This window comes from Thioclava sp. F1Mire-8 (genome assembly GCF_002213165.1).
Taxonomy (GTDB): Bacteria; Pseudomonadota; Alphaproteobacteria; order Rhodobacterales; family Rhodobacteraceae; genus Thioclava; species Thioclava nitratireducens.
In genome coordinates this window covers 1,637,338-1,655,465 of the sequence record NZ_NBNY01000001.1, presented here as the reverse complement: position 1 = coordinate 1,655,465, position 18,128 = coordinate 1,637,338, and the positions used below count along the sequence as shown (strand labels likewise).

16 protein-coding genes and 1 riboswitch are annotated in these 18,128 nt (G+C 63.8%); of the genes, 8 read left to right on the top strand and 8 right to left on the bottom strand.

The features are described from left to right. Positions 1-67 precede the first annotated feature (67 nt). Positions 68-538 (bottom strand): autoinducer binding domain-containing protein, encoded by a 471-nt coding sequence (locus B6V75_RS07630; protein WP_088719221.1) that lies wholly within the window; start codon positions 536-538, stop codon positions 68-70. Positions 539-665: 127 nt separating this feature from the next. On the opposite strand from B6V75_RS07630, the gene B6V75_RS07625 reads away from it, so the two are divergent. Continuing rightward, a complete protein-coding gene (locus B6V75_RS07625) occupies positions 666-1,268 on the top strand; it encodes an autoinducer binding domain-containing protein (RefSeq protein WP_168174452.1) in 603 nt (200 codons plus the stop codon). 244 nt (positions 1,269-1,512) lie between these two features. Here B6V75_RS07625 and B6V75_RS07620 read toward each other — a convergent pair whose 3' ends face one another. The 5 genes from B6V75_RS07620 to B6V75_RS07600 are packed head-to-tail and all read right to left on the bottom strand — an operon-like array spanning position 1,513 to position 7,704. Continuing rightward, positions 1,513-3,711 carry a glycoside hydrolase family 2 TIM barrel-domain containing protein gene (locus tag B6V75_RS07620; protein WP_088719421.1) on the bottom strand — a complete coding sequence of 733 codons (2,199 nt, stop codon included), beginning with the start codon at positions 3,709-3,711 and terminating at the stop codon, positions 1,513-1,515. Positions 3,712-3,713: 2 nt separating this feature from the next. Continuing rightward, positions 3,714-4,862, bottom strand: a complete 1,149-nt coding sequence (gene dgoD / locus B6V75_RS07615) for a galactonate dehydratase (RefSeq protein ID WP_075776402.1) — start codon at positions 4,860-4,862, stop codon at positions 3,714-3,716. A 27-nt stretch (positions 4,863-4,889) separates the two neighbouring features. Then, positions 4,890-5,810 carry a Gfo/Idh/MocA family oxidoreductase gene (locus tag B6V75_RS07610; RefSeq protein ID WP_088719219.1) on the bottom strand — a complete coding sequence of 307 codons (921 nt, stop codon included), beginning with the start codon at positions 5,808-5,810 and terminating at the stop codon, positions 4,890-4,892. Next, a complete protein-coding gene (gene ugpC, locus B6V75_RS07605; protein WP_088719218.1) occupies positions 5,807-6,868 on the bottom strand; it encodes a sn-glycerol-3-phosphate ABC transporter ATP-binding protein UgpC in 1,062 nt (353 codons plus the stop codon). Before ugpC ends, B6V75_RS07610 begins: the two co-directional genes overlap by 4 nt. Before the next feature lie 32 nt (positions 6,869-6,900). Beyond that, the gene (locus B6V75_RS07600) at positions 6,901-7,704 is read right to left on the bottom strand and encodes an IclR family transcriptional regulator (protein WP_088719217.1); all 804 of its coding nucleotides are present in this window, start codon (positions 7,702-7,704) and stop codon (positions 6,901-6,903) included. A 127-nt stretch (positions 7,705-7,831) separates the two neighbouring features. Here B6V75_RS07600 and B6V75_RS07595 point away from each other — a divergent pair, with 127 nt between their 5' ends. The 7 genes from B6V75_RS07595 to B6V75_RS07565 all read left to right on the top strand — a co-directional run bounded on the left by B6V75_RS07595 (position 7,832) and on the right by B6V75_RS07565 (position 15,333). Further along, entirely contained in the window at positions 7,832-9,067 is a 1,236-nt protein-coding gene (locus B6V75_RS07595; protein WP_088719216.1) for an extracellular solute-binding protein, read from the top strand. Between the two features lie 89 nt (positions 9,068-9,156). Then, entirely contained in the window at positions 9,157-10,074 is a 918-nt protein-coding gene (locus B6V75_RS07590) for a sugar ABC transporter permease (protein WP_075776448.1), read from the top strand. A gap of 1 nt (position 10,075) precedes the next feature. Next, positions 10,076-10,921, top strand: a complete 846-nt coding sequence (locus B6V75_RS07585; protein ID WP_075776397.1) for a carbohydrate ABC transporter permease — start codon at positions 10,076-10,078, stop codon at positions 10,919-10,921. Next, positions 10,918-12,990: an alpha-galactosidase gene (locus tag B6V75_RS07580; RefSeq protein WP_088719215.1), complete on the top strand. Its 2,073-nt coding sequence runs from the start codon at positions 10,918-10,920 to the stop codon at positions 12,988-12,990. The genes B6V75_RS07585 and B6V75_RS07580 overlap by 4 nt, the downstream gene beginning before the upstream one ends. Further along, the gene (locus B6V75_RS07575) at positions 12,987-13,877 is read left to right on the top strand and encodes a 2-dehydro-3-deoxygalactonokinase (RefSeq protein WP_088719214.1); all 891 of its coding nucleotides are present in this window, start codon (positions 12,987-12,989) and stop codon (positions 13,875-13,877) included. The genes B6V75_RS07580 and B6V75_RS07575 overlap by 4 nt, the downstream gene beginning before the upstream one ends. Further along, positions 13,874-14,482 (top strand): 2-dehydro-3-deoxy-6-phosphogalactonate aldolase, encoded by a 609-nt coding sequence (locus B6V75_RS07570; protein ID WP_088719213.1) that lies wholly within the window; start codon positions 13,874-13,876, stop codon positions 14,480-14,482. Before B6V75_RS07575 ends, B6V75_RS07570 begins: the two co-directional genes overlap by 4 nt. After that, positions 14,479-15,333: an SMP-30/gluconolactonase/LRE family protein gene (locus B6V75_RS07565; RefSeq protein ID WP_088719212.1), complete on the top strand. Its 855-nt coding sequence runs from the start codon at positions 14,479-14,481 to the stop codon at positions 15,331-15,333. Before B6V75_RS07570 ends, B6V75_RS07565 begins: the two co-directional genes overlap by 4 nt. 142 nt (positions 15,334-15,475) lie before the next feature. On the opposite strand, the gene B6V75_RS07560 is transcribed toward B6V75_RS07565, so the two are convergent. Both B6V75_RS07560 and B6V75_RS07555 read right to left on the bottom strand, forming a co-directional pair. Further along, positions 15,476-17,182: a PQQ-binding-like beta-propeller repeat protein gene (locus tag B6V75_RS07560; RefSeq protein ID WP_088719211.1), complete on the bottom strand. Its 1,707-nt coding sequence runs from the start codon at positions 17,180-17,182 to the stop codon at positions 15,476-15,478. Between the two features lie 43 nt (positions 17,183-17,225). Next, positions 17,226-17,681 carry a cytochrome c gene (locus tag B6V75_RS07555; protein WP_077701130.1) on the bottom strand — a complete coding sequence of 152 codons (456 nt, stop codon included), beginning with the start codon at positions 17,679-17,681 and terminating at the stop codon, positions 17,226-17,228. Between the two features lie 310 nt (positions 17,682-17,991). After that, a riboswitch (TPP riboswitch) is annotated at positions 17,992-18,086 on the top strand. Positions 18,087-18,128 lie beyond the last annotated feature (42 nt).

Genomic DNA, 18,128 nt, shown 5'->3' with positions numbered 1-18,128 from the left:
AGCCCGGCGGGATCAACTTAAGCTATCGCGCGGCACGGGCGAACTCGTTTCGTGCCGCGCGAAGACCTCAGGGGTGCAGTTCGGCCCGGAGGCGCTTCAACTCTTCCGCAGGCATAAGTTCCACGCCCTTCGTCATGTCGTGCAATTGCTTGAGGAGTGCGTGCGCTTCCTCGACTTCGGCCTGTTCGATCCTTCGCGAAGGATGGGCGAAGAAACCGGCGGACCGGGTCTCGTCGCCGACAGCGACGGCCTTCCCATAGCGCAGTCCGAACTCGGCCGCCTGACCGAACACGTTGCTCTCGTCCTGCTCCGCGAGTTCGGACCAATCGCAAATGCCTGTATGCGTCATGGCCCATCTGACCGTCGGATCCCGGAACACGAGACCGTTCGCAGTATAGAAATCGATCCATTCCTGTGGATATGTCTGGTATAGGAGTGTAGGGTTTGCAAAGCGCACATGCAGCCCTAAGGCGAATTTCCAGTCTGATATTGCACTCATAAGTTGCAATTTCCGGCGCAATGTACGCACATCGATCATGCAGCTACCCTTGTATTATGTTCAGTGAATCCCTCGACCAACGCATTGCGGAACTATCTTGGTCCAACCGAGCCGCACTTCCGTAGTGACTATTGAGCACTCGGACAGAATGGAAGTTCGAAACGGCATGATTCTTCGTGATCACCAGAGCCTTTTCGCCGATCTCGCTCCAGCAGGCTGCTACGTCGCCTTGCGGGCTGGCTTTTTCGCGCCTGAAGCCGAGTTGAACCTGTTTCCGCCTGAATGGATCAATCATTACACGTTTTCCGGGTTGGCGCTGGCCGACCCGCTGCTGCGCTGGTGCCAGGAAAATTCGGGCTATGCGCGGTGGGGCGAAATAGACAGCTTCGTCGGCACGAGCTTCATGCGCGACTATCGGTCTTTCGGATTCGAATTCGGAGGTGTCGTGTCGATCCACGGGACGCAGGAGATGCCGAAGCGGAGCCTTGGCATCTTTGCGCGCTCAGACCGGGAGCTTCGGGTTTCCGAAATGAAAGAGATCGAGAGGGTTCTCTCGCGCATCCATGCGGACGAGCCCGAGATGCCGACCGAGGCGCAAATGGAAGCGCTCCAACTCTATTCCAAGGGCTATCTCCACAAGCAGGTCGCCCACGAATTGCAGCTCTCCGTCGGGGGCGTCAAGGCGCGGCTCAGGGGCGCTGCGGACCGGCTCGGGGCGAAGACCTTGCGAGAGGCTGCGAGCATCGCCGCGAGCCGAGGCCTCCTGTAAGAGTCCCGACCGCCTCGCTGATGCAAGCGGACTCGGCGGGCAGGGCCTTGGATATAATTCACCCCGTCCCGGACTCAGCTCTGTCGTGCGACCTCGAAAAGCTCGGTGTGATCGTCCTGGATGCGGTCGATCTGATCGAGAATCCGCGACAGGTGATCGCGCATCGCCTGTGTCGCGCGGTCAACCTTCATCGATAGTCTGCGATGGAGAGGGCGCGAGCGATACGCTCCTGCGCCCTTGCCAATCACAGCGCCGCAATTTCCACCGACTCGATTTTGTCACGAAGCCGCGCGGTCACCCTGATCTTGCCGCGCTCACCCGTCAGGCGGAGCCAGCAGCCGGTCGCGCCATCCGCGAGCGCCGCGCAATCGGGGCCGATCAGCTTCGCCGGACCTTCGACGTCTAGGAACACCGGCTCGTTGAGGAAATGCAGCTTGTTGCCTGCCTGATCGCGAGCGCGGATCATCACCCGGATCTCGTCGCTCGGATCGGCCTCGGCTTCGGTGACATCGGGCGCCACTTCCAGCCGTTCGAACATCGCGTCGGCGGGGAAGTCGCGCTCGATCACCAACTCCCCGTTCAGGTAGCCGCGCAGGCGGCCCGCATGCCAGCTCTCCCCCCAGGCGGTCACCTCGTCGGGGGTGAAATGGTCGTAATCGATGACGACTGGCGCATGGGGCAGATGCGGGAAGCGGCTGCGGTCGGGCCCGACGCGCTTGACCACGTCGGCGTAGGACAACTCCACCTCGTCGCAATTGGTCAACACGATCAGCGGGATCACCCCGCCGATATTGCGCTCGCCGCGCGACCATACGGTGACCGGCTCCATCACGATCGCCTCGTCGGGATCGCGCTGGCTGGCATAGGCGTAGGCTGCGAATTTCGGCTCGCGGAAGATCGACATCACACCGTGATGGCAGATCCGATCGCCCGCGCCGAAATCCTTGTGCGTGTTGTAGTCGAACATGCACCAGCCGATGCAGCCCGCAAGCCCGGCATCGGGGTCGTGGGCGGCGTTGAGCACGTCGAGATGGCGCAGCACATGCTCGTGCTGGCGATGCTCGGGGTCGCCCGCCTTGGTGGGATACATGTGCCCGTTATACTCGGTCACCAGATAGGGCACGCGCGTGGGAAGCCCCGTCACCTCCTGCTGATCGCGCAAGCTCGTACGCGGGCGGTTCGAGAAGGGCAGTTCGAAATCCCCCAGGATGAAATCGTTCATCGTGTAGACGTCTTCGAGCAGTTGGCTGTCGGTGATGCAGCGCACGCCACCGGTGGGGCGCGTCGCATCCAGCTCATGCGCGAGGGCATTGGTGCGTTTGTAGAACGCCTCCGCATCGGGGCTCTCGTTGATCCGAACGCCCCAGATGATGATCGAGGGGTGGTTCCAGTCGCGCCGGATCATCCGCTCGACATTGCGCACCGATTCATCTTGCCAGATGTCGCCGCCGATATGCTGCCAGCCGGGGATTTCCTCGAAGACCATGAGGCCGATTTCGTCGCAGCGGTCGAGGAAATAGGGGCTTTGCGGGTAATGCGAGGTGCGCGCGACGTTGCAGCCCAGATCGTAGCGCAGGATTTCCGCGTCGCGCTCCTGACTGCGTTTGCCTTGGGCATAGCCCGAATAGGGGAAGCTCTGATGCCGGTTGAGGCCGCGCAGAACCACGCGCTCCCCGTTGAGGAAAAAGCCCTCGGGCGTGAATTCCGCGTGACGGAAGCCGAAGCGCTGGGTGAGGCGGTCGCCGCTCTCGATCAAGGTCAGCGTCAGTGTGTAGAGCGCGGGCGTCTCGACCGACCAGAGCGTGATATCGGCGAGGCCATCGAAGCTGATTTCGCCCGTGCCCTGGCCGCGTGCGATCTCGTGGCCCTCGGCGTCCGACAGAACCGCCTCCACCGGGCCCGGCGCGTCGAGCTTGATCAGAACGCGCTTGGTCTCGGCCAGCACGTCGGGCGTCTCGATCTTCACGCTTGCGATATGGGCCTCGGGCAGCACCTCGAGCCATGCGTCGCGATAGATCCCGGCATAGGTGAGGTAGTCGATGCGGCCACCGAAGGGCGGAATCTCGGGGTTTTCCGAACCGTCGATATGCACCGTCACCAACGCCTTGCCGTCTACAAAGCGGTCCGTCAGATCTACGGTGAAGGGCGTATAGCCGTCGCGGTGACGCAGCACTTCGGCGCCGTTCACATAGACCACCGCATCGGCCATCGCCGCATCGAACCGCAGCCGCACCAGCTTTCCCGCCCACGCATCGTTCCATGCGATCTCACGCTGATAGGTGAAGGGGCGCTGGAAGTCGCGCTCGTCGAAATAGCTCATCGGCAGGTCGGCGGCGTTATGGGGTAGGGTGACCGTCTCGCCCTGCAGCAGTTCTGCGACCTTGGCCGCGTCGAAGCCTTCCGCGAAGGTCCAGCCTCCGTTCAGTTTGCTGATCTCTCTCATCATTACCACTCCGCGAAGCTGCCATCGGCATGGCGCCAGATCGGGTTGCGCCAGCGGTGACCTTCCGCAGCCGCCTGACGGACTTTCTCCTCGTTGACCTCGACGCCTAGGCCGGGCCCCTGCGGGATCGCGACGAAGCCGTCGTCATATTCGAAGACCGACGGGTTGCTCAGGTAGTCGAGCAGGTCGGAACCCTTGTTGTAATGGATGCCCAGCGACTGCTCCTGAATGAAGGCGTTGTAGCAGACCGCATCGAGCTGCAGGTTCGCCGCCAGTGCGATCGGCCCCAGCGGGCAATGCAGCGCCAAAGCCACGTCATGCGCCTCGGCCATCGCCGCGATCCGGTAGGTCTCGGTGATGCCGCCGGAATGCGAGGGGTCGGGCTGGACGATATCGACGTAACCGCCCTGCAGGATCGATTTGAAATCCCAGCGGGTATAGAGCCGCTCACCAAGTGCGATCGGGGTCGAGCAATGGTTCGCGATCTCGCGCAGCGCCTCGGCGTTTTCGCTCAGCACCGGTTCCTCGATGAACATCAGGTTGAAGGGCTCGAGTTCTTTCGCGAGTTGCTTGGCCATCGGGCGGTGGACGCGGCCGTGGAAATCGACGCCGATGCCGAAATCGGGGCCCATTTCCTCGCGGATCGCCTGCACGCGTTCCAGCACGGCGTCGATCTTGTCGTGGGAGTCGATGAATTGCAGTTCCTCGGTGCCGTTCATCTTCACCGCAGTGAAGCCCCGGTCGCCGCATTCGCGCGCCATCCGCGCCGTGTCGCCCGGACGGTCGCCGCCGATCCAGCTATAGACCCGGATGCGGTCGCGCTGCTGGCCGCCCAGAAGCGAATGGACAGGCACGCCTAGCGCCTTGCCCTTGATGTCCCACAGCGCCTGATCGAGCCCGGCGATGGCCGACATGTGGATGCCGCCACCGCGATAGAAGCCGCCGCGATACATGACCGTCCAGTGGTCCTGAATATGGCCGGGGTCCTTGCCGATCAGGTAGTCCGAGAGTTCCTCGACGCAGGCAGCGACAGAGGCCGCGCGGCCCTCCAGCACCGGCTCGCCCCAGCCGGAGATGCCCTCGTCGGTGGAAATTTTCACGAAACACCAGCGCGGCGGAACGATGAAGGTTTCGATGGCGGTAATTTTCATATCGGTCCTCGGGGTTGGTCGGCGCGATCAGGCGTCGAAAGGTTCGGTGATCGCGAAACGTGCGTTGATGAAGGCGTCCGCGACAAGGCGCATCGGCGCGAGGTCGAGATCGCTCTGCCCGGCGCGCACCAGATCGCGCATCCGGGCGTATAGGTTGGCGTATTCGCGGTTCTCGCCCGTGGCGATTACCTCGCCATCGGTGCTGAACTCCGCGCCGCCCTTGTCGAGCGTTGCTGCGCCTCGGTCGGTCTGAAGGGTGATGCGCCACAGCTCGTCACCCGTTTCCCGCCAGTCGAACGCGGCGCTGATCGGGGTCTCTCCCGCGCACATTTCCAGATCGGCGGCGATCGGGGTCTGGCGGCCTTGCGGGATGCTCAGCGAGGCTGTTGTCAGCCGCACGGGGCGGGGCAGAATGCGGGTCAGGATCGAGAGTGCGTTGATGCCGGGATCGAAGACGCCGAGCCCGCCGGGTTGCCAGATCCACTCCTGCCCGGGATGCCATTTGCGCACGTCTTCGCGCCAGTCGATATGGATTGCGGAAATCTCCCGCCCCGCGAGCCATTGGCGTGCCGCCTCCACTGCTGCCGCCTCGCGCGAATGCCATGTGGCGAAGATCGTCAGACCGGCTTTGGCGGCGGTCTCGCGCAGCGCCTCGACCTCGCTCAGCGTCATGCCCGGCGGCTTTTCGAGCATCAGGTGACGGCCCGCGCGCAGCACCGCCATCGCCTGATCGAACCGCCCCTGCGGCGGGGTGCAGAGCGAGACGGCGCCGATCTCGGGCTCGGCGTCGAGCATCGCGCGCAGGTCGGGATAGCTCGGTAGGTCGGGCAGGGTGGCATTGCGGCTCGCGATGGCGGCGAGATGCACGCCGTCCGTCTCCGCAATCGCGGGAAGGTGCTGGGCGCGGGCGATCGCTCCCAGCCCCACAAGGCCGACGGCAAGGCTCATCCGCGCACCCGTGCGCCCGTGCTGGTGTCGAACACATAGACCGAGACCGGATCGAAGCTGATCCCGGTCTTGCCACCGACCGCGCCGTGGAGACGCTGATCGGTCTCGACCACGACGCGCTCGCCTGTTACGCCGTCCAAGTGCGCGTAGCTCACGCCGCCAAGGTTCTCGGCCATCTCGATGGTGAAATTGCCATCCGTGCCGCTCAGGCGGAGCGCGTTGGGGCGGATGCCGATCTCCAGCTTCGTGCCATCTGCGGGCAAGGCGACGGGACTGTCGATGCGCTGCCCCAGAGCGGGCACGTCGAGCTGACCGTCTACCACGGTCGCGGCGAGGAAGTTCATCGAAGGCGAACCCATGAAGCCCGCGACGAAGCGATTGTCGGGGTCGTCGTAAAGCTCCATCGGGCTTCCGACCTGTTCGATATTGCCGGCCCGCAGCACGACGATCTTGTCGGCCATCGTCATCGCCTCGACCTGATCGTGGGTGACGTAGATCATCGTCGCCCCGATCTCGCGGTGCAGACGCGCGATCTCAGCGCGCATCTCTACGCGCAACTCGGCGTCGAGGTTCGACAGCGGCTCGTCGAAGAGGAAAACGTCCGGGCCGCGGGTGATCGCGCGGCCGATGGCCACGCGCTGGCGCTGACCGCCAGAAAGCGCAGCGGGTTTGCGGTCCAGAAGCGGCTCCAGTTTCAGGATACGCGCGGCTTCCTGCACTTTCTCGGAAATTTCAGACTTGGGATGGCCGTTCATCTTCAGCCCGAAGCCCATGTTCTCGCCCACCGTCATATGCGGGTAGAGCGCGTAGGTCTGAAACACCATCGCGATGCCGCGTTCGGCGGGTTCGGCTTTCGTGACTTCGCGGCCGCCAATGCGGATCGCACCGTCCGAGGTCTCCTCCAACCCCGCGATCATCCGCAAAAGCGTTGACTTGCCACAACCGGACGGCCCGACGAAGACACAGAATTCCCCCGGTTCGACCGTCAGGTCGACGCCGTGGATCACCTCCGCATCGCCAAACCGTTTGACGATCTTCTCCAATGCGACTCCGCTCACGGGGTCTCCTCCCTGTTTTTGCGCACCGGGGTTCAGTCGGCGCGTTTCTGTTCCGGAAAGCGCCAGTGGCTGGCCGCTTTCGCGATCTTCTCCGCCGTCTCGAGGATCAGCGGGGCGTAGGTTTCGAGTTGTCTTTGACCGTCAGGCTGGGCCGAGGTGATCGAGAGCGCGCCCAAGACGCGGCCCTGAGGCGACAGGATCGGGGCGGCGATGCAGCGGATGCCGGGTTCATGCTCCTCGTCATCCCAGGCAAAACCGCGTTTGCGGATGTTCTCCAGCTCCGCGCGCAGGCTGGTCACGTCGGTCAGGGTATGTTCCGTGAAGCGATGGAAGCTCTGCCGCGTCAGCGCATTCTGCAGCGCGTCCTCGGGGAGATAGGCGAGCATCGCCTTGCCCACTCCGGTGCAATAGGCGGGGCCGACCTTGCCCGATTGCGAGAACATCTCGACCGGGCGCGAGGCGTTTCGCTTGTCGACATAGAGTACCATGCCCTGATCGAGCTGAGCGAGGTGCAGCGTCTGGGCGGTCTCCTTCGACAGTTGGTCGAGATAGGGTGCCGCGATCGGCGCGAGCGAGCTTTGCGCCCAGGCGGCATGGGCGAGGCGCACGAGACGCAAGCCCGGCGTATAGGTCTGACGGTCCTCGTCGAGCGACAGCATCCCCTGCTTCGTGAGCGTTTGCAGGAAGCGATACAGCGTCGCCTTGGGCAGATCGCAGACCGGTAGCAGCTCGGCGAAGCGCACGGGTCGGCCGAATTCCGCGACGCGGTCGAGCACGGCCAACGTGCGTCCGACCGTGCCGTCCGATTTCTCCGGCTTTGGCGTGGCGTCGTTCATGGGCTCCTCCTCAGGACTGTTGACAGGATGAGAGATTCGCGGCAGCATTTCAATATGTAAAACACGGTTCCATTATTTGAAACTAAAATCGTTGGGCCGTGGGCTACTGAAACGGGAGGAGAACCGAATGAATATCCTGAAAACCACTGCGCTCGTGGCGCTGATGGGGTCGATCGCCATTCCGGCAATGGCCGAACAGCGCGTGCTCAAGCTTTTCACCGATGCGTCCGATCCGGCGCCGAAGGCCGCCTTCGAGCAGCTCGTGAAAGGCTTCGAGGCCGAAAACCCTGATGTGAAGGTCGAGGTGAATACCTTCGATCACGAAGGCTACAAGACCGCGATCCGCAACTTCCTGACCGCCGACAGTCCCGATCTGGCGAACTGGTATGCGGGCAATCGCATGGCGCCCTTCGTCAATGCCGGCCAATTCACCGATGTGTCCGATGTCTGGGAGGAGAACGGGCTCAAGGACAGCCTCGGCTCGGCGCTCAAGTCGATGACCATCGACGGCAAGCAATGGGGCGTGCCCTACACCTACTACCAGTGGGGCATCTACTATAACAAAGACCTGTACAAGAAGGCCGGGGTGGACGTGCCCAAGACTTGGGACGAGTTCATCTCGAACTGCAAAAAGTTCAAGGAGATGGGCGTCGACTGCCTGACCACGGGCACCAAGGCGCTGTGGCCGGCGGCAGGGATCTTCGACTATCTCGACCTGCGCACCAATGGCTACGACTTCCACATGAAGCTCACCAGCGGCGAAATCCCGTGGACCGACGACCGCGTGAGAGCTGTCTTCGCAGAGTGGAAGAAGGTTCTGCCCTACACCACCAAGAACGTCGCCGCGATCGATTGGCAGGATGCTGTGTCGAACATCGTTCAGGGCAAGGCTGCGAATTACGTCATGGGCAACTTCGCCGTCGCCACCTTCAAGGATGGCGGGATGACCAATGACACGCTTGGCTTCATGGACTTCCCGACGATCAACCCGGATATTCCGCGTGCCGAAGAAGCGCCGACCGATACGATCCATATCCCGGCAGGCGCGAAGAACAAGGAAGACGCCAAGAAGTTCCTCGCCTATGTCGCGAAGGCCGACGTGCAGACCAAGATGAACGAGACCCTCGGTCAGTTGCCGATCAACAAGAACTCCTCGGTTGGCGACGATCCCTTCCTGCAAGCGGGCTTCAAGATCTTGTCCACGGCCGACGGCGGTATCGCGCAGTTCTTCGATCGTGACGCACCGGCGCAGATGGCGAAGGCGGGCATGGAAGGCTTCCAGGAATTCATGGCCTATCCCGATCATCTCGACGCGATCCTCGACCGGCTCGAGAAGGTGCGTCAGCGCGTCTACAAGAACTGATCCTCCCCGAGGGCGGCGTCTGTAACAGGGCGCCGCCCCTTCCTGTTTTTCCAGATCCGAGGAGTGCGACGATGACCGTCTCACCCGCAATGTCCGAGCCGCACGCGGAGACGGGTACGCCCGCACCGCGCCGCCGCCGCTTGAACCGCAAGCTCGCGCCCTGGCTGTTTCTCGCCCCCGGCGCGCTGATGTTCCTGATCTACGTGTTGATCCCGATCGTGGAATCGATGTGGATTTCTTTCTTTCAATGGGACGGGCTGAGCGCGAAGACGTGGGTCGGTCTGTCGAATTATCTCGAACTGCTCGATGACGACGCGTTCTATACCAGCCTCAAGAACAACGTGATCTGGCTGGTGCTCTATATGCTGGCGATCCCGTTCGGGCTGTTCATCGCGCTTTTCCTGAACCAGACCGTGCGCGGTATCCGGATCTACAAATCGCTGTTCTTCTTTCCCTTCGTGATCTCTCAGGTCGTGGTCGGCCTGATCTTCTCGTGGTTCTACGCACCGGGCTTCGGACTGTTCTTCGAACTGACGAAATGGCTCGACGGGACCGGGATCGCGATCCTCGCCAATCCCAACACGGTGACCTACGGGATCATCGCCGCCGGTCTGTGGCCACAGATCGCCTACTGCATGATCCTCTACCTGACCGGTTTGAACGCGGTCGCGCCCGACCAGATCGAAGCGGCGCGTCTCGACGGGGCTAAGGGCATCAAGATGCTCTGGTATGTCGTGCTGCCGCAATTGCGCCCGGCCACTTTCATCGCAGTGGTCGTCACCGTGATCGGGGCGCTGCGCAGCTTCGATCTCGTGTCGATCATGACCGATGGCGGGCCCTTCGGATCCTCGCGGGTGCTGTCTTACTACATGTACGAGCAGGCGCTGTCGGAATACGGCTATCGCATGGGCTATGGCGCGGCGATCGCGGTGGTGCTGTTCGCGATCATGATGATCTTCATTTCGGGCTTCATCTGGAAGATGTGGCGCGACGAAAGGGGGCTGTGAGATGTTTCCCAAACCCATTCAATCCATGAGCCCCGCCGCCCGACTGACCTATCAGGTCTTGCTGCCGGTGATGCTGGTGCTCTGGCTGCTGCCGCTTCTGGGCGTCGCCGTCACCTCGATCCGTCCGTCGAGCGATCTCGCGCAGGGCAACTACTTCGGGGTGCCGTCCTATCTGGCCTTCTCGAACTATCTCGACGTGTTCAAGAATTCGCCCTTCGCCAGCTACATGCTGAACTCTTTCAAGGTGACGATCCCGACGGTAATCGGGGCGGTGGCGCTGTCCTGCCTGACGGGCTTTGCGCTCGCCGTCTACAAGTTCAAGGGCAACCTGCTGATCTTCTTCATCTTCGTGGCAGGGAACTTCGTGCCCTTCCAGATCCTGATGGTGCCGGTGCGCGACCTGACAGTGAAGATGGGGCTCTATGACACGATCACCGGGCTCGCACTGTTCCATGTCGCCTTCCAGACCGGGTTCTGCACGCTCTTCATGCGCAACTTCATCAAAGCGCTCCCGAAAGAGCTGATCGAAGCCGCCCGGGTAGAGGGCGTGGGCGAATGGCAGATCTTTTGGCATATCGTGCTGCCACTGGTGCGACCCGCGATCGCGGCGCTGTCGGTGCTGATCTTCACCTTCATCTGGAACGACTATTTCTGGGCGACGGTGCTTACCACGGGGGCGGATACCCAGCCGATCACCGCGGGGCTGCAATCGCTCAACGGCCAATGGGTCGCGGCGTGGCAACTGGTGTCGGCAGGCTCGATCCTCGCCGCTCTGCCCCCCGTGGCGATGTTCTTCCTGATGCAGAAACACTTCATCGCAGGGCTGACGCTCGGGGCGGTGAAATGATCCGCACATGGCATTTGCAGGACACCCGCCAAAGCCTCGTTCTGGCGGGTCACAACGAGAGGCTTCCCGAGATCGTCTATTGGGGCGCGGTGCTGCCCGAGGGGGAAGACCTCGCGGGCTTGGCCGTCGCGAGCGTGCCGGATGTCACCGGCGGGATGCTCGACCGCGCACCAGAGGTCTCGATCTGCCCCGAGGCCAGCGAGAGCTTCCCCGGAGAGCCCGGCCTGATCGCGCGCGACGGGGCGGGGCAGCCGTTGCGCCCCGCCTTCCGGTTCGAGAGCGAGACGCAGACCGGCCGCGAACTGAGGCTTACCTATCGCGATGCGGCGCTTGGGCTGCGCTATAGCGCGCAATTCACGCTCGACCCCGACACCGGTCTGATCGCGGCGCGCGCAGAGCTGGAGAGCGATGAGCCGATTACGCTTCATTGGCTCGCCGCCCCGGTGTTTCCCGGCCCGCAGCTGGCCGACGAGATGCTTGAAGTCTCGGGGCGCTGGATCGGTGAATTCCAGATCGAGCCGACCCCGTGGCGCCCCGGCCAGCGCGTGCGCGACAACCATACGGGCCGTACCGGGCACGAGCATTTCCCCGGGTTGATCCTGCCTGCGCGCGGCGCCACCAAGACGCAAGGCGAAACCCGCGGCTTCCATTACGGCTGGTCGGGCGGGCATCGGACGGTGGCCGAAGAGCTTCCTGACGGACGCAGGCAAATCCAGTTCGGTCATGCGAGCGGCTCCGAGCCGGAACCGGCGACGCGGTTCGAGACCGCGACGCTTTATGCCGCTTTCTCGGAGGCGGGCTCGAATGGCTGCGCGGTGGCCTTCCAGCGCCATCTGCGCAAACACGCCCCTTGGGCCAAGGCGCGCCCGGTGCATTACAACTGCTGGGAAGCGGTCTATTTCAAGCACGATCTGGCCGAGCTGAAATCTATCGCAGAGCGCGCCGCCGCACTTGGTGCGGAACGCTTCGTGCTGGATGACGGCTGGTTCGGCAAGCGCGACGACGACACCAGTTCACTGGGCGACTGGGCGGTCGATCCGCGCAAATATCCCGACGGTCTGACGCCGCTGGTCGATCATGTCCAAAGCCTCGGGATGGAATTCGGTCTCTGGTTCGAGCCCGAGATGGTCAATCGCGACAGCGATCTGGCGCGGGCCCATCCCGGCTGGCTGCTGGGCCCGGACGATCAGATCGAGGGTCGTCAGCAGCGCGTACTCGACATGGCAAACCCGGCGGTGCGCGACCACCTCTTTGCCGCGATCGACGCGGTGCTCTTGGCCTATGAAATCGCTTACGTCAAATGGGACCATAACCGCGTGCTGCCGTATCCCGACGCAGCGCAGGCGCGGGGCCTCTACAATCTGCTCGACCGGCTGCGCGCGGCCCATCCAGATGTGGAGTTCGAAAGCTGCGCCTCGGGCGGCGGGCGGATCGATTTCGGCATTCTCGAACGCACCGGCCGCGTGTGGCTCTCGGACAGCAACGATGCGCTGGAGCGGCTGCGGATCCAGCATGATGCCGCGCTGTTCCTGCCTGCTTGCGTCACCGGCTCTCACGTCGGCCCGCGCCATTGCCACACCTCGGGCCGGGTGATCGATATTCGCACACGCGCCTGGGTCGCGGCGCAACGTCATATGGGATTCGAGATGGACCCGCGCGAGCTGACCGCGGAGGAGGCCGAGGTGCTGACCTCCGTCACGCGCTGGTGGAAGGACAACCGCGACTGGCGGATGCGGGCGGATATCCTGCGGCTCGACAGCGCCGACCCGGCCGTGATCGCCGAGTTGCAGCTGGCCGAGGATGGTAGCCGTTTCGTGGCCTTCGCAGGTCAGGCGGCGACCTCCTCGCAGATCCTGCCGCGCCCCTTGCGACTGACGGGGCTGGACCCCGCAGCGCGCTATCGGTTGCGGCTGATTACGGCAGAAGACCTGCCCCGGTTGTCGCGTGGGATCCCCGCGCTTAAGACCGGACCGGTTACGCTCAGTGGGCAAGCGCTGATGGGGCAGGGGCTCACACTGCCCTGGACCTTCCCCGAGCGCATCCACGTGATTGAAGGAGAAAGACTATGAGTGACGCGGCTCCCGACTGGATCGCCGCCGATTGGGGCACGACGCATCTGCGTGTCTGGGCGATGCGCGGGCGCGAAGTGCTCGACCGACGGAGCTCAGAGCAGGGGATGGGCAAGCTCGCCCCCGCCGAGTTCGGACCGGTGTTGGAAGAGGCCGTTGCAGGCTGGGGCGCGGCTCCGGTCGTGACCTGTGGCATGGTCGGCTCGCGTCAGGGCTGGGCCGAGGCGCCCTATGCGCCGGTGCCCTGCGCCGCGCAGCCGCGTCTCGTGCGGGTGCCCGATCACGCGGCGCGCCCGGTCTATATCGCCTGCGGCCTGCGTCAGGACAGCCCGCCCGACGTGATGCGCGGCGAGGAGACCCAGATCGCTGGCTTCCTGCTGCGCAATCCCGGCTTCGAGGGCACTATCTGCCTGCCGGGCACCCATACGAAATGGGTGGCCCTGCGCGCGGGTCGGATCGAGCGGTTCCGCAGCTGTATGACCGGTGAGATCTACGACCTGCTCGCCCATCGCTCCGTGCTGCGCCACACGATCGGTAAGGGCTGTCAGGACATGGCAGCGTTCGACGCGGCGGTGGCCGAGGCGCAGGCCGATCCGGCGGGCGCCTATGGAGCGCTGTTCGCGCTGCGGGCCGGGGCGCTTCTGGGCGCGCAATCGCCCGAAACCGCCGCCTGCCGCCTCTCTGGGCTGTTGATCGGCTGGGAACTGGCCGCCGCGCGCGATCTCTGGCAGGGTCAGCCCGTCGCATTGATCGGAAGCCCCGTTCTAAGCCCGCTCTATACCCGGGCGCTGGCTGGTCGCGGCATTGATGCGACCAGCCAAGACGCCGAAGACGTGACCCTCGCGGGGCTCTATGCCGCGCACCAGACCATCGGAGCCGAAACATGAGCCGACCCATCATCGCCATCCTGCGCGGGATCACTCCCGCCGAAGCCATCCCCGTCTGCGAGGCGTTGATCGCCGAGGGCGTCACCCGGATCGAGGTGCCGTTGAACTCCCCCGACCCGCTCGACAGCATCGCCGCGATGGTGGAGCGCTTCGGCGCTGACGCTCTGATCGGGGCGGGGACGGTGCTGACCACGGATCAGGTCGGAGCTGTCGCCGCGACCGGCGCGAAGCTGATCGTCTCGCCCAATTGCAACACCGAGGTGATTGCCGCCTCGAAAGCCGCCGGTCTGCAGAGCTTTCCCGGCGTGATGACCCCGACCGAGGCCTTCGCGGCGCTCGCCGCAGGAGCGGACGGGCTCAAGCTGTTCCCGGGCGAGCTGATCGGCCCCGTGGGCTTGCGCGCAATGCGCGCGGTGCTGCCGCCCGAAGTGCCGCTCTTCGCGGTGGGCGGCGTCTCCGCCGAGAACATGGGCGAGTGGCATAAGGCCGGCGCTGCGGGCTACGGCATCGGCTCGTCGCTCTACAAGCCCGGCGACAGCGTGGATACCGTAGCCGGAAAGGCCCGCGCGCTGGTCGCCCGCTATGACGAGGTCTGCACGGCATGAGCTACGAGATTTACGACGACCGCAACTGCTTTCTCGGCGAGGGCGCGCTCTGGCATCCCGAACGCGGCCAGCTGTTCTGGTTCGACATCCTCGCAGGGCGGCTGCTCAGCCGCGACGCGAGCGGGGCCCGCGAATGGAACATTGGGCAGATGGCCTCTGCAGCGGGTTGGGTCGATGCCGACACGCTGGTGATCTCCACCGAAACCGGCCTGCGCCGTTTCGACATTGCCTCGGGTGCGCATGAGCCGCTCGTCGCGATCGAGGCCGACCGCGACGACACCCGCTGCAACGATGGCCGCGCGGATCCGATGGGGGGGTTCTGGGCCTCCACGATGGGCAGAAACGCGGAGACCGGCGCAGGTGCGATCTATCGCTATTTCGAGGGCACGGTGGAGCGGCTTTTCCCCGAAATCTCGATCCCCAATTCGATCTGTTTCGCCCCCGATGGAAGGCGCGCCTATTTCTCCGACACGCCGAAAGGCAAAATCATGACGGTCGCGCTGGATGCGCAAGGCTGGCCAGAGGGCGCGCCGGAGATTTTCGTCGATCTGAGCGCGGATGGGCTGAACCCCGACGGCGGGCTGACGGATGCCGAGGGCGCGCTCTGGAGTGCGCAATGGGGTTCGGGGCGGGTCGCGCGCTACCTGCCCGACGGGCGGTTCGACCGGAAGATCGAAGTCGGCGGGCGGCACAGTTCCTGTCCGGCTTTCGGCGGGCCGGAGTTCAAGACGCTTTTTGTCACCACGGCGAAGGAAGGGATCGAGGAACCCGATGCCGCGCAGGGCCGGGTCTATTGCGCCCCCGCCGGAGTCGCTGGGCGGCCCGAGCCCGCGGTGCGCCTGCCCGGGTGATCGCGACGCTCCTGCCGCGCGACTCTCGTCGGCCGCGGGAGACGAGATAGCCGTTCAGGCGCCGGAAACTTTCTCTGCATAAAGGGCCGCGACGGATGCGTCGCGGCCCTGAATTTGAGGTTGAACGTGTTTTCGTGGCGGATCAGTCGAGCTTGAAGATCGCCACGACATCGCCGCGCGGGAAGCCGAGCTGGAAGTTGCCGCCGGCTGCGACCGCGACATATTGCTCGCCGTCGACTTGATAGGTGATCGGCGGTGCGTTGACGCCGGCACCAAGATTGAAGCTCCAGAGCTTCTCACCCGATTTCGCATTGAAGGCGTCGAACATGCCGTTGCCCTCGCCGGTGAAGACCAAGTTCCCGGCCGTGGCGAGAACGCCGCCGATCATCGGCTGCGGCGCGTCGTAGCTCCACTCGACCTTGCCGGTGTTGACGTTCACCGCGTCGAGCACGCCGGTCTGCATCGCCTCGTCGCCCTTGACGTTCTTGAACGTACTGCCCAGCCGAAGCGTACCCGGCAGCGTCGTCGTTTCGCCATCGGTCGTGAAGTTCATCAACTGGTTCATTTCCATGACGTAGAACAGGTTGGTCTCCGGCGAGTAGGCCGGCGGCGACCATTCCGCGCCGCCATTGGCGCCCGGCAGAATCTTAACCCCGTCCTTGGTCGGCGGCGTGAACATGTTGTCCGACATCTTCACGAGCGGGTCCGACTTGCGGATCAGATCGCCGGTTTCGCGGTTCACCACATAGAGCCAGCCGACCTTGCCGGCCTCGCCCGCAGCGGGAACGACGTTGCCGTTGGAGTCCTTGGCGTCGAAGAGCACGACATTGCTGACGGCATCGTAATCCCAGACGTCGTGCTTGACCTCCTGATAGTGCCATTTGCGCTTGCCGGTATCGGCATCGAGCGCGACGATCGAGTCGGTATAGAGGTTGTCGCCTTTGCGGCTAGAGCCGTCGAGGTCGGGGTTCGGATTGCCGGTGCTGAAGATCACCATGTTTCGCTCCGGATCGATTGCGGGGGTCGTCCAGACCATGCCGCCACCGGACTTCCACGAGTCGCCTTCGAACGTGTCGGGATCCGTCGCGTGCCAGCGCCACACCTCCTCGCCCGACTTCGCATCGATCGCGGCAACGAAGCCGCGGATCGGCCATTCGCCGCCGGAACTGCCGACGATCACCTTGCCGTCATAGATTTGCGGCGCCATCGTTTCCGAGAACCCCGCTTGCGGGTCTGCGAGATTGGTCTTCCACACCTTTTTGCCTGTCTTCGCGTCGAGCGCGAGAAGATTGGCGTCGAGCGTCGCAATGTAGACCTTACCGTAACCCACGGCCACGCCCCGGTTCACCGGGCCGCAGCAGGTCTTGACCTGCGAGACGTCATAGGTCGTGCTCCAATACGTCTCGCCGGTTGCGGCATCGACGGCCATGACCGTCATCTCGTTATCGACCATCGGTGTCGAGATATACATCACGCCATCGACGACGATCGGCGTGGTCTCGAAGCTGGCGACCTTTCCGGTCTGCACCAAGGCAACCGGGTGCAGCTTGTCGATATTGTCCGTCGTGATCTGGTCGAGTGGCGAATAGCGCTGGTTGCTGTAGCTCCGGCCATGCAGCAACCAATCGGACTTGTTGTCCTTGGCGGATCGCATCGCGTTGTCGTCGACAGCGACATTCGCCGAAGCGGGAAGCTCCTTCATCTGGGCGCGGTTCGTGTCGCTCGTGCCCTGGATCTCGTCACTCTGCTTCGCGTGCGCAAGTGCCGGCAGGGCCGCCACGCATACGGACAGGATCAGAGGTCGGACGGCGCCTCGCGAGGTCGCGGTGAATGGTGGCAAATGTGCCATGTTCGGTCCTCCTCTCTTGAAATGATCAGCCGCGGCGGTCGGGTCAGTCGCAGGATGACTGCGACGAGTCCGGCAACGGCTGCAGGTCCATCGCATCGATCGCTTTCTGGTCGATCGCGCTGTCCCCGGGTTTGAAACCGTTCTTGCAAAGCAGATAGGCGAATGTCTGGAGATACTGCTTGTCGGTCAGCTCGCCCGGGTCATCCTTGGGCATGTGCTTCGCGATGAAGTCGTATAGTTGCTTGCCGGTCATGCCGCTGTAATCGAGGCTGTCGGCGAATTTCTTGCCCGCCAGTGCCGGGCCTGCATCCCCCATCAGATCGCTGCCATGACAATCGGCGCAGTGCTTCTTGTACACGTCGTGGCCTGACGATGCCTGCTTGGATGTGAAAAGGGCCTGCTGGTCCGAAGAGCCCGGGTAGGCTGCGCTCGCGCAGAGGACAAGGGCGGTAACGAGGCCGGTCAGGGCCGTTCCGGAATGCGTGTCTAGACGTCTCATGCTAAAAAACCTCGCTCAATAATGCTGGGACGGAGCGGTGGGGGATATGGTTCCCCAACGGATGCAAGGTGCCTTTGTTCCATTCTGCTTTGCGGGCATCAGGCAGACGGGTCTGCACCGAGCATGTTTCGGATGGGAAAGCGGATCCGAAAACGACGCCGGTATCTTCGCTCTTTCCGGCCTGACATATGACGGCGACCAGAATGGTTCCGCCGTTCAAGGATATGCGCTGGATGCTGATCGCGGCGAAGCTGTGGGCGCCTCGTCTGACCCGGCTTGACGGGCGGCGCGAAGGCTGTCACCTCTCGGAGCGAAGCGACAGGGGCGCTCGGGCAACCGGGCTGAGACGAACCCTTAGAACCTGAACCGGATAATGCCGGCGGAGGGAGGCGCGTGAGACGGTCAGGCGCGTTCCCGCCTTTGCCCCTCGCACTTCTCCTGATGCCC

Bases quoted from the DNA above. Each gene is read 5' to 3' on its own strand.
- B6V75_RS07570 (WP_088719213.1), top strand. From the start codon at position 13,874: ATGAGCCGACCCATCATCGCCATCCTGCGCGGGATCACTCCCGCCGAA.
- B6V75_RS07610 (WP_088719219.1), bottom strand. From the start codon at position 5,810: ATGAGCCTTGCCGTCGGCCTTGTGGGGCTGGGAGCGATCGCCCGCGCC.
- B6V75_RS07575 (WP_088719214.1), top strand. From the start codon at position 12,987: ATGAGTGACGCGGCTCCCGACTGGATCGCCGCCGATTGGGGCACGACG.
- B6V75_RS07595 (WP_088719216.1), top strand. From the start codon at position 7,832: ATGAATATCCTGAAAACCACTGCGCTCGTGGCGCTGATGGGGTCGATC.
- B6V75_RS07565 (WP_088719212.1), top strand. From the start codon at position 14,479: ATGAGCTACGAGATTTACGACGACCGCAACTGCTTTCTCGGCGAGGGC.
- B6V75_RS07620 (WP_088719421.1), bottom strand. From the start codon at position 3,711: ATGAGAGAGATCAGCAAACTGAACGGAGGCTGGACCTTCGCGGAAGGC.
- B6V75_RS07555 (WP_077701130.1), bottom strand. From the start codon at position 17,681: ATGAGACGTCTAGACACGCATTCCGGAACGGCCCTGACCGGCCTCGTT.
- B6V75_RS07585 (WP_075776397.1), top strand. From the start codon at position 10,076: ATGTTTCCCAAACCCATTCAATCCATGAGCCCCGCCGCCCGACTGACC.
- dgoD (WP_075776402.1), bottom strand. From the start codon at position 4,862: ATGAAAATTACCGCCATCGAAACCTTCATCGTTCCGCCGCGCTGGTGT.
- B6V75_RS07600 (WP_088719217.1), bottom strand. From the start codon at position 7,704: ATGAACGACGCCACGCCAAAGCCGGAGAAATCGGACGGCACGGTCGGA.
- B6V75_RS07590 (WP_075776448.1), top strand. From the start codon at position 9,157: ATGTCCGAGCCGCACGCGGAGACGGGTACGCCCGCACCGCGCCGCCGC.
- B6V75_RS07560 (WP_088719211.1), bottom strand. From the start codon at position 17,182: ATGGCACATTTGCCACCATTCACCGCGACCTCGCGAGGCGCCGTCCGA.
- B6V75_RS07630 (WP_088719221.1), bottom strand. From the start codon at position 538: ATGATCGATGTGCGTACATTGCGCCGGAAATTGCAACTTATGAGTGCA.
- B6V75_RS07625 (WP_168174452.1), top strand. From the start codon at position 666: ATGATTCTTCGTGATCACCAGAGCCTTTTCGCCGATCTCGCTCCAGCA.
- B6V75_RS07580 (WP_088719215.1), top strand. From the start codon at position 10,918: ATGATCCGCACATGGCATTTGCAGGACACCCGCCAAAGCCTCGTTCTG.